Source organism: Caulobacter sp. P1_B12_2 (genome assembly GCF_056406675.1).
The window spans coordinates 1-8,614 of sequence record NZ_JBFTZS010000264.1; the positions used below are offsets into that span (position 1 = coordinate 1).

General features: G+C 67.5%; 9 protein-coding genes and 1 pseudogene. 4 read left to right on the forward strand and 6 right to left on the reverse strand.

Annotation, left to right across the window (positions count from 1 at the left end; translation table 11 throughout):
• Together AC1DZ6_RS16110 and AC1DZ6_RS16115 are read left to right on the forward strand one after the other, a co-directional pair.
• On the forward strand, positions 1-690 hold a 690-nt coding region (locus tag AC1DZ6_RS16110; protein WP_477098164.1), incomplete at its 5' end, for a hypothetical protein.
• Between the two features lie 51 nt (positions 691-741).
• The gene (locus tag AC1DZ6_RS16115) at positions 742-1,491 is read left to right on the forward strand and encodes an alpha/beta fold hydrolase (protein ID WP_477098165.1); all 750 of its coding nucleotides are present in this window, start codon (positions 742-744) and stop codon (positions 1,489-1,491) included.
• 120 nt (positions 1,492-1,611) lie between these two features.
• Here AC1DZ6_RS16115 and sugE read toward each other — a convergent pair whose 3' ends face one another.
• The 3 genes from sugE to AC1DZ6_RS16130 form a co-directional block, all read right to left on the reverse strand.
• A complete protein-coding gene (gene sugE / locus AC1DZ6_RS16120) occupies positions 1,612-1,935 on the reverse strand; it encodes a quaternary ammonium compound efflux SMR transporter SugE (RefSeq protein WP_477098166.1) in 324 nt (107 codons plus the stop codon).
• A 128-nt stretch (positions 1,936-2,063) separates the two neighbouring features.
• Entirely contained in the window at positions 2,064-2,786 is a 723-nt protein-coding gene (locus AC1DZ6_RS16125; protein ID WP_477098167.1) for a hypothetical protein, read from the reverse strand.
• Between the two features lie 171 nt (positions 2,787-2,957).
• Entirely contained in the window at positions 2,958-3,095 is a 138-nt protein-coding gene (locus AC1DZ6_RS16130) for a hypothetical protein (RefSeq protein WP_477098168.1), read from the reverse strand.
• Between the two features lie 104 nt (positions 3,096-3,199).
• Between AC1DZ6_RS16130 and AC1DZ6_RS16135 the strand changes: the two genes are divergently transcribed.
• Positions 3,200-3,688, forward strand: coding sequence for a response regulator (locus tag AC1DZ6_RS16135; RefSeq protein ID WP_477098169.1), 489 nt, complete (start codon positions 3,200-3,202; stop codon positions 3,686-3,688).
• 175 nt (positions 3,689-3,863) lie between these two features.
• Positions 3,864-6,590 (forward strand): hybrid sensor histidine kinase/response regulator, encoded by a 2,727-nt coding sequence (locus AC1DZ6_RS16140; protein ID WP_477098172.1) that lies wholly within the window; start codon positions 3,864-3,866, stop codon positions 6,588-6,590.
• 46 nt (positions 6,591-6,636) lie between these two features.
• On the opposite strand, the pseudogene atpC reads toward AC1DZ6_RS16140, so the two are convergent.
• The 3 genes and pseudogenes from atpC to atpD all read right to left on the reverse strand — a co-directional run.
• Positions 6,637-6,828 (reverse strand): annotated as a pseudogene (gene atpC, locus AC1DZ6_RS16145) (ATP synthase F1 subunit epsilon); the annotation flags it as partial.
• Positions 6,828-7,076, reverse strand: a complete 249-nt coding sequence (locus AC1DZ6_RS16150) for a hypothetical protein (protein WP_477098170.1) — start codon at positions 7,074-7,076, stop codon at positions 6,828-6,830. The gene AC1DZ6_RS16150 and the pseudogene atpC, both read right to left, overlap by 1 nt.
• The coding region (atpD, locus tag AC1DZ6_RS16155; protein WP_477098171.1) for a F0F1 ATP synthase subunit beta at positions 7,076-8,614 on the reverse strand (1,539 nt) is incomplete at its 5' end. The genes atpD and AC1DZ6_RS16150, both read right to left, overlap by 1 nt.

Below are 8,614 nucleotides of genomic sequence, written 5' to 3' on the forward strand. Positions count from 1 at the left end.
GCCAAGGCCCCCGCCGCCGCCAAGGCCGCGCCGAAAGGGCCGGCCGCCAAGGCTCCGGTCAAGGCCGCACCGGCTCCGAAGACGGCGGCGTCGGCCGCCCCCAAACCGGCCGCGAGCAAGCCCGCCGCCGCGAAGGCCGCACCGAAGGCCGCCGCGAAACCCCCGGCCCCGGCCAAGGCCGCGGCTCCGAAGGCCAAGCCCGCCGCGTCCAAGCCGGCCGCCAAGACCGCCCCTGCCCCCAAGGCGGCGCCGGCTGCGAAGATCGCCAAGCCCGCGCCCGCGCCCGCGCCGAAGGTCGCCGCCAAGCCCGCTGCGGCCAAGGCTCCGGCCAAGGCCGCCGCGCCCAAGAAGCCCGCCGCCAAGCCTGCCGCGGCTCCGAAGGCGGTGAAGGCGGCGCCCGCGCCGAAGGCCGCCGCCAAGCCCGCCTCGACCAAGGCTCCGGCCAAGGCCGCGGCTCCGAAGGCCGCTCCGGCCGCCAAGCCGGCGACCCCCAAGGTCGCCAAGGCCGCGCCCGCTCCGAAACCGGCGGCGAAACCCGCCGCGAAGCCGGCGGCCGCCAAGGCGCCGGCCAAGTCCAAGGCCGCGCCCGCCGCCAAGGCTCCCGCTCCGGCCAAGGCGGCTCCCGCCAAGGCCGCCAAAGCCCCTGCGGCAAAGTCGACCGCCAAATCTTCACCCGCGCCGAAGAAGTAGCGTGTAGGCTGAACCCTCGGCGCTTTGGCCGAACCAACGGGCGAGGCGCTTGTGGCGACTCCGGTGATCATGGTGCACGGCGCCTTCTGCGGCGGCTGGACGTTCGATACGTTCCGCCGACCGTTCGAGGCCGCCGGCCACGTCGTCCAGACCCCCGACCTGCTGGGGCATGGCGACGGGGCCCTGGTCGCCGGACGCTCGATGGTCGACTACGCCAAGCAGATCGCGGGCCTCTGCGAGGCCTGCGACGAGCCGCCGATCCTGATCGGCCACTCGATGGGCGGGCTGGTGGCCCAGATGGCCGCGGCCCGCGCGCCGGTCTCGCGATTGATCCTGCTGGCGCCCTCGCCGCCCTGGGGGGTCACCGGCTCTTCGCTGGAGGAAGCGGCCTCGGCCGTTAGCCTCTACGCCCTGGGTCCCTACTGGCTGCAGGCCGTCGCGCCCGACTACGGCGTGGTCGAGAGCTACACCCTGGACCGCCTGCCCCGCGAGGAGCGCAAGGCCCTCTACGCCCAGATGACCGCCGAGAGCGGCCGGGCGCTGTGGGAGACCCTCAACTGGTTCATGGACCCGTTCATGACCACCAGCGCCGGCCCCACCGGCGTCCCGACCCTGGCGATCGCCGGCGGCAAGGACGTGATCCATCCCCCGGCCACCGTGCGCCAGACCGCCGCGCGTCTGGGCGGATCCTGCGAGGTCTTCCCGACCATGAGCCATTGGCTGCCCGGCGAGCCCGGCTGGGAAGACGTCGCCGACGCCTGCCTGAATTTCATCGCCGGCGAGAACCGCGCGGCCGCCTAAAGGCCCGTCGCTGCGCTCGGGGGGCGTAGCGGACCCCTTGCTGAAATGGATCTGTCATCCCGGACAAGCGAAGCGCAGATCCGGGATGACAGCCGTTTCGGCGATGGGCGATAGCTCGCGTCAACGCGCCGGGGTGAACAGCTTCAGCCCGAGGATGCCCGAGACGATCAGCGCCAGGCAGACCAGGCGCCCAGCCGTGGCCGGCTCCTTGAACACCAGGATGCCGACGATGGCCGTGCCGACCGCGCCCACGCCGGTCCAGACCGCGTAGGCGGTGCCCAGCGGCAGGGACTTGATCGCCCAGCCCAGCAGGCCCATCGAGGCGACCAGGCTGATCGCGGTGAGGATGGTGGGGATCGGGCGGGTGAAGCCCTCGGTAAATTTCAGGCCCACGGCCCAGCCGATCTCGAACAGACCCGCGATGAAGAGAATGATCCAGGCCATGACCTGCTCCCAAATTCAGAGCGGGGTCGTCCCCGGAAACAAAGGAAAAGGCGCGGGGTCGTCCCCGCGCCTTTGACTAGATGGGACCACGAGACCGGGGGGCAAGCCCCCGCGACCTCTCGTCGCCTTTAGCGGCTGGTGGTGCTGTACAGGACTTGGGCCTGCTCGTAGTTCTTGCCGATCGAGCTGTCGTCCAGCTTCTTCAGGCGCATATAGACCAGGCCGGCGTGGCCTTCGGCCCAGGCGTCGTCCCACGAGACCGTCAGGCGCTTGACGTCGCTGACCGTGAGGTCGTTGCGGATCAGGCGCAACTGCGGCTTGTTCTCCCAGGTCGCCCAGTCGTGCAGGGCGTTGGCCAGGGCTTGAGCCTGGGCGTCGCCCTGGGCGTACTGGATGGTGACGGTGCAGACGTTCTTGTTGCTGCCCGGGTTGTCGATGGCGATCAGGTAAGGCTTGCCGATATCCTTCACCCACTGCTCTTTCTTCTTCTTCATCCCGGCCGCCTTGACCAGGGCTTGGAAGTCGCCGCCGACCACGGCCGGCTTGCAGACGCTGTCGAGCACGCCCAGCAGCTGCAGCGAAACGGGATCGGTAGTGGGCGGCCCGCGGGTCGGGGCGACATACTCCGGCGCCTGACCGGCGACCGGCGCGGCCACGGCGGGCGTGCCCGTCAGGGCGTCGGCCGGAGCAGCGGGGGTCTGGACCGCCGGATCGGCGGCCGGCGCGGGCGCGGCGACGGGCGCTGCGGCTGGCGCGGGCGCGGTCGGAGCAGTCGGAGCGGTTTGCTCCTGGGCGACGGCGGCGGTCGAAACCGCTCCGAAGGCGATCAGGCTGGCGAGCGCAAGGCGCATGGTCGAGTTATCCCCGTTAGGCAAGAGGTCGGCATTAAAACCGACAGGCGTTCCCTCGCAACCCTTATGGTGACGGATTAAGGCGGAGAATGGGTCACAGGTGTAATTTTCTCGCCTGACGGGTGCGGCGTGACGTCTCAGGGGCGAAGCGTGACAGTTTTCCAGCGCCCTTCAGGGCTTGGCCGTGCTCAGCACGAGAGTCGCCGCGTCGGGAAAGTTGGCGACGACGACGTACATCTTCAGGCCCGGATAGCTGGGCGAGACATAGACGCCCTTCTGGATCAGCTGGCTGTCTTCGCCGGTCTTCACGAAGCCAGCCCCCACGGGATGCCGATTTGACGCCGAACGGGTCGTCGCCCCGCGCTTTATTTATTTTCCGCGCAACCCGATAAGGTTTCGGTGTTATTCAACTGATGTTCCGCACCCAGGATGAGTTTCTTGTCCTCGGCATTTCTCCAACCATGCTCGGTGTCGAGCGCCGGTTGTCGGGAAGCGGCGAGGTGCGTTCTTGTGAAACAGTCAAGTCGTCCGGACGCCTGATGGCGGTTGTCCTCGTTGTCGAAGATGAAGTCTTCATTCGCCAGGCGGCGGAGTGGGCGATCGAGGATCTCGGTCATACGCCCCTGATGGCGGAGGATCTGGCGGGCGCGCTGACCCACCTCTCCACCACCGACCACATCGATGTTCTGTTCGTCGACATTCGCCTCAATGCGCTGTCTCTCGGCGGATACGAGGTGGCCAATCAAGCCGTTGCGCTGCGGCCGGCCTTGCGGGTGCTCTACACCTCGGGCCGACCCCTGACCTCCGAGATGAGCGACCTGTTCGTCGGCGGCGGCCAGTTCATCCAGAAACCCTATTCTCCCGAGCAACTTGAGATTTCCGTAGGCAAGCTGCTGCACTAGCGCCCCGTGATCCTTCAGGTCGAGGGCGCTGTCGGTCTATTCTGAGTCAGGAAACCCCATCTCAAGTTCCAAGGCGGCGTCGGGCGACCAGCAGTCACGTACGCAGATCGCGAACGGACCCGCGGCGGGTCAGACCGAGGAATCGATCGTCAAGGCCGGCGCCCTGCAGAGCGCCATCTTCAACAGCGCCAACTTCTCCAGCATCGCCACCGACGCCAAGGGCGTGATCCAGATCTTCAACGTCGGCGCCGAGCGGATGCTGGGCTACACGGCCGCCGAGGTGATGAACACCATCACGCCGGCCGACATCTCAGATCCACAGGAGCTGATCGCACGGGCCCGGGCCTTGAGCGACGAACTGGCGACCGACATCACGCCGGGCTTCGAAGCCCTGGTGTTCAAGGCCTCGCGCGGGATCGAGGACATCTACGAGCTGACCTACATCCGCAAGGACGGCACACGGTTTCCGGCCGTCGTTTCGGTCACGGCCCTGCGCGACGCTCAGGGCGCGATCATCGGCTACCTGCTGATCGGCACCGACAACACCGCGCGCAAGGAGGCCGAGGAGGCCCTGCTCAAGGCCGGCGCCCTGCAGAGCGCCATCTTCAACAGCGCAAACTTCTCCAGCATCGCCACCGACGCCAAGGGCGTGATCCAGATCTTCAACGTCGGCGCCGAGCGGATGCTGGGCTACGACGCCGCCGAGGTGATGAACACCATCACGCCGGCCGACATCTCCGACCCGCAGGAACTGGTGGCCCGGGCCCGGGCCCTCAGCGCCGAGCTGGCCACCCCGATCGAGCCTGGCTTCGAGGCCCTGGTGTTCAAGGCCTCGCGCGGCATCGAGGACATCTATGAGCTGACCTACATCCGCAAGGATGGCACGCGGTTCCCGGCCGTTGTCTCGGTCACGGCCCTGCGCGACGCGGCCGGCGCGATCATCGGCTACCTGCTGATCGGCACCGACAACACCGCCCGCAAGCTGGTGGAAGAAGAGCAGAAGAAGTCCGACCAGCGCCTGCGCGACCAGCAATTTTACACCCGCTCGCTGATCGAATCCAACATCGACGCGCTGATCACCACCGATCCATCGGGCATTATCACCGACGTCAACAAGCAGACCGAGGCGCTGACCGGCTCGACCCGCGACGAGCTGATCGGCGCGCCGTTCAAGGACTGCTTCACCGATCCAGAGCGGGCCGAAGCGGGCATCCGGCGCGTGCTGGGCGAAAAGTCGCTGACCGACTACGAGCTGACCGTGCGCAGCCGAGACGGAAAGCAAACCGTGGTCTCCTACAACGCCACCACCTTCTATGACCGCGGCCGTACGTTGCAGGGCGTCTTCGCCGCCGCGCGCGACGTCACCGAGCGCAAGCGCGTCGAGGCCGAACTGCAGCAGGCCAAGGCCGCAGCCGAAAGCGCCAGCCGCACCAAGTCCGACTTTCTGGCCAGCATGAGCCACGAGATCCGCACGCCGATGAACGCGGTCATGGGCATCGCCGACCTGCTGGCCAAGACCGCGCTGACGCCGGAGCAGGACAAGTACGTCCAGATCTTCCGCCGCTCGGGCGACAACCTGCTCAACCTGATCAACGACATCCTGGACCTGTCGAAGGTCGAGGCCTCGCAGCTCGATCTCGAACAGACCGGCTTTTCGTTGAGCGATCACCTGGAGAAGGCGATCGAGATGGTGGCGGCCAAGGCGCAGGAGAAGGGCCTGACCCTGACCAGCACGATCGCCCCCGATGTCAGCAACGACCTGGTCGGCGATCCGACCCGTCTACGTCAGGTCCTGCTCAACCTGTTGGGCAATGCGATCAAGTTCACCGAGGCCGGCGAGGTCGCCTTGAAGGTCGAACGGGATCCGGACGGCTCGGTGCCGACCGCCCTGAGGTTCTCGGTGTCCGACACCGGCATCGGCATCCCCGGCGACAAGCTTGGCCGCGTGTTCGAACGCTTCACCCAGGCCGACTCCTCGACGACCCGCCGATTTGGCGGCTCGGGCCTGGGGCTGACGATCTCCAAGCGCCTGGTCGAGCTGATGGGCGGACGGATCGGGGTGACCAGCGTCGTGGGGCAAGGCAGCACCTTCGAGTTCTCGGTGCCCTTCGAGGTCTGGGCGGCCGCCAATCGGCCGGTCAGCGCGCCGGTGGGCCACGGCCCCGAAGCGCCCCTGCCGGCCCTTCGCATCCTGATGGCCGAAGATTCCGCCGACAACTGCACGATCGCCTTGGCCTATCTCGAGGACACGCCCTACCTGATCGACGTGGCCGAGACGGGGCTGATCGCCTGCGAGATGTTCAAAACCGGACACTACGACCTGCTGCTGATGGACCGGCAGATGCCGGTGATGGACGGCCTGACCGCGACGCGGGCGATCCGCGCCTGGGAGAAGGCCCACGGGCGTCGCCCCACGCCGATCATCGCGCTGACGGCTTCGGCCCTGAAGGGCGATCGCGAGACCTGCCTGGCGGCGGGCTGCACGGCCTATCTGACCAAGCCGATCAAGCAGGACGTGCTGCTGCAGGCGATCAAGGACTATTCGGCCGTCGCGCCCGGCGCCGATCCGCTCACGGACGTGGTGGAAGAGCCCAAATCCTGGCGCCCCAGCGCGCGGCTCGCGGCCCGCGTGCCGGCCTATCTGGAGAGCTGCCGCGAGCACGTCATCACCATGGGCGAGGCGCTGAACCGCGACGACTTCGAGTCGGTGATCCTGCTGGGGCACAATATGAGGGGATCGGGCGGCGCCTTCGGCTTCCAGGCGATCACCGACTTTGGCGCGAGCCTGGAGCAAGCCGCCGCCGACTCGGACCTGGCCGCCTCCCGCCGGTTGGTCGGCGAACTCTCGCGCTATTTGGACATCCAGCGCGCCCACCCGCTCGCGGTCGCGCCGGCCGCCTGAAGAAGGCCCGACCGCCAAACGCGAAACGGCCCGGACGCTTTCGCGCCTGGATGTCGAACAGGCGCACGGTCGAACCGTCGCGGACCGTGACCCGGCCTTCGCGCAGGGTGGTCATGAACGGCGCGTGGTTCGGCAGCACGCCGAAATCGCCTTCCGTGCCGGGGGCGTCGACCTGATCGACGTCGGCCGAGAACAGTTCGCGCTCGGGCGCGACGAGGGAAAAGTGCAGCTTGGCCATTATTCCACGATCTCCACGGCGCCGAGCGCCGCCTCGATGTCTTCGTCGGTCTGGATCTCGGTCCCGCAGAACGGGCAGAAGCGGATGGTGGCCAGCACGACGCCGGTTTCACCATCCTCTTCCCGATGACCCAGATTGAGCAGGATCAATCCGCTGTCGTGCTCGATCAGCGCGTCTTCGGGATCCGAAGACACAGCATCCTCGAGCTCTTCACAGCAGAAATTGATCAGCTCGTGTTCGTCGGTCATTACGCTTCGCCAGCCAGCTTTTCAGCCTTGGCCACCGCTTCTTCGATCGGGCCGACCATGTAGAAGGCGGCTTCCGGCAGGTGGTCGTACTCGCCGTCCACGATGCCCTTGAACGAGCGGATGGTGTCCTTCAGCGACACGAAGGCGCCGGGGGTGTTGGTGAACTGCTCGGCGACGTGGAACGGCTGGCTCAGGAAGCGCGAGATCTTGCGAGCGCGGGCGACCGTCAGCTTGTCCTCTTCCGACAGCTCGTCCATGCCCAGGATGGCGATGATGTCCTTCAGCGACTTGTACTGCTGAAGCACTTCCTGGACCGAACGGGCCACGTCGTAGTGCTCTTGGCCGATGACCAGCGGGTCCATGATCCGCGAGGTCGAGTCCAGCGGATCGACGGCGGGGAAGATGGCCTGGGCGGCGATGTCGCGCGACAGAACGGTGGTGGCGTCCAAGTGGGCGAACGAGGCGGCGGGCGCCGGGTCGGTCAGGTCGTCGGCGGGCACGTAGATGGCCTGGACCGAAGTGATCGAGCCCTTGTTGGTCGAGGTGATGCGCTCCTGCAGGTTGCCCATCTCGGTGGCCAGGGTGGGCTGATAGCCCACGGCCGAGGGGATGCGGCCCAGCAGAGCCGACACTTCGGCGCCGGCTTGCGTGAAGCGGAAGATGTTGTCGACGAACAGCAGCACGTCCTTGCCTTCCTCATCGCGGAAGTACTCGGCGATGGAGAGGCCGGTCAGGGCCACGCGGGCGCGGGCGCCGGGGGGCTCGTTCATTTGGCCGTAGACGAGGGCGCAGCGGCTGCCTTCGGTCGAGCCGTTGATCTTCGGGTCCACGTTGACGTTGGACTCGATCATCTCGTGATACAGGTCGTTGCCTTCGCGGGTGCGCTCGCCCACGCCGGCCAGAACCGAATAACCGCCGTAAGCCTTGGCGATGTTGTTGATCAGTTCCTGCATCGTCACGGTCTTGCCGACGCCGGCGCCGCCGAACAGGCCGATCTTGCCGCCCTTGGTGTAGGGGCACATCAGGTCGATGACTTTGATGCCCGTGACCAGGACTTCAGCCGTGTTGGTCTGCTCGGCGAAGGACGGGGCGTCGCGGTGGATGGTGCGGAAGATGTCCGACTGGATCGGGCCCTGCTCGTCGATCGGCTCGCCGATGACGTTCATGATGCGACCCAGGGTGCCGGGACCGACCGGAACGCGGATCGACTCGCCGGTGTCGCGCACGGCCTGGCCGCGAACGAGGCCTTCGGTGGCGTCCATGGCGATGGCGCGGACGGTGTTCTGACCCAGGTGCTGGGCGACTTCGAACACCAGGCGTTGGCCCGAGGCGATGTTGACCGTTTCCAGGGCGTTCAGGATCGCCGGCAGTTCGCCTTCGAACTCGACGTCGACGACGGCGCCGATGACCTGCACCAGCTTGCCGGTGGCCTTGCAGATCGTGGCGGGCTTTTCGCGGGTCCCGGCGGCCTTGGCGGCGGGCGGAGCCTTGGGCGCGGCGGCCTTCGGAGCAGCCTTGGGGGCGGCGGGGGCCTTGGC

What these genes read in the sequence shown, in the direction of transcription:
- sugE (WP_477098166.1), bottom strand. Translation starts at nt 1,935, where the DNA reads ATGGCCTGGATCATTCTCTTCATCGCGGGTCTGTTCGAGATCGGCTGG.
- AC1DZ6_RS16125 (WP_477098167.1), bottom strand. Translation starts at nt 2,786, where the DNA reads ATGCGCCTTGCGCTCGCCAGCCTGATCGCCTTCGGAGCGGTTTCGACC.
- AC1DZ6_RS16135 (WP_477098169.1), top strand. Translation starts at nt 3,200, where the DNA reads ATGTTCCGCACCCAGGATGAGTTTCTTGTCCTCGGCATTTCTCCAACC.
- AC1DZ6_RS16150 (WP_477098170.1), bottom strand. Translation starts at nt 7,076, where the DNA reads ATGACCGACGAACACGAGCTGATCAATTTCTGCTGTGAAGAGCTCGAG.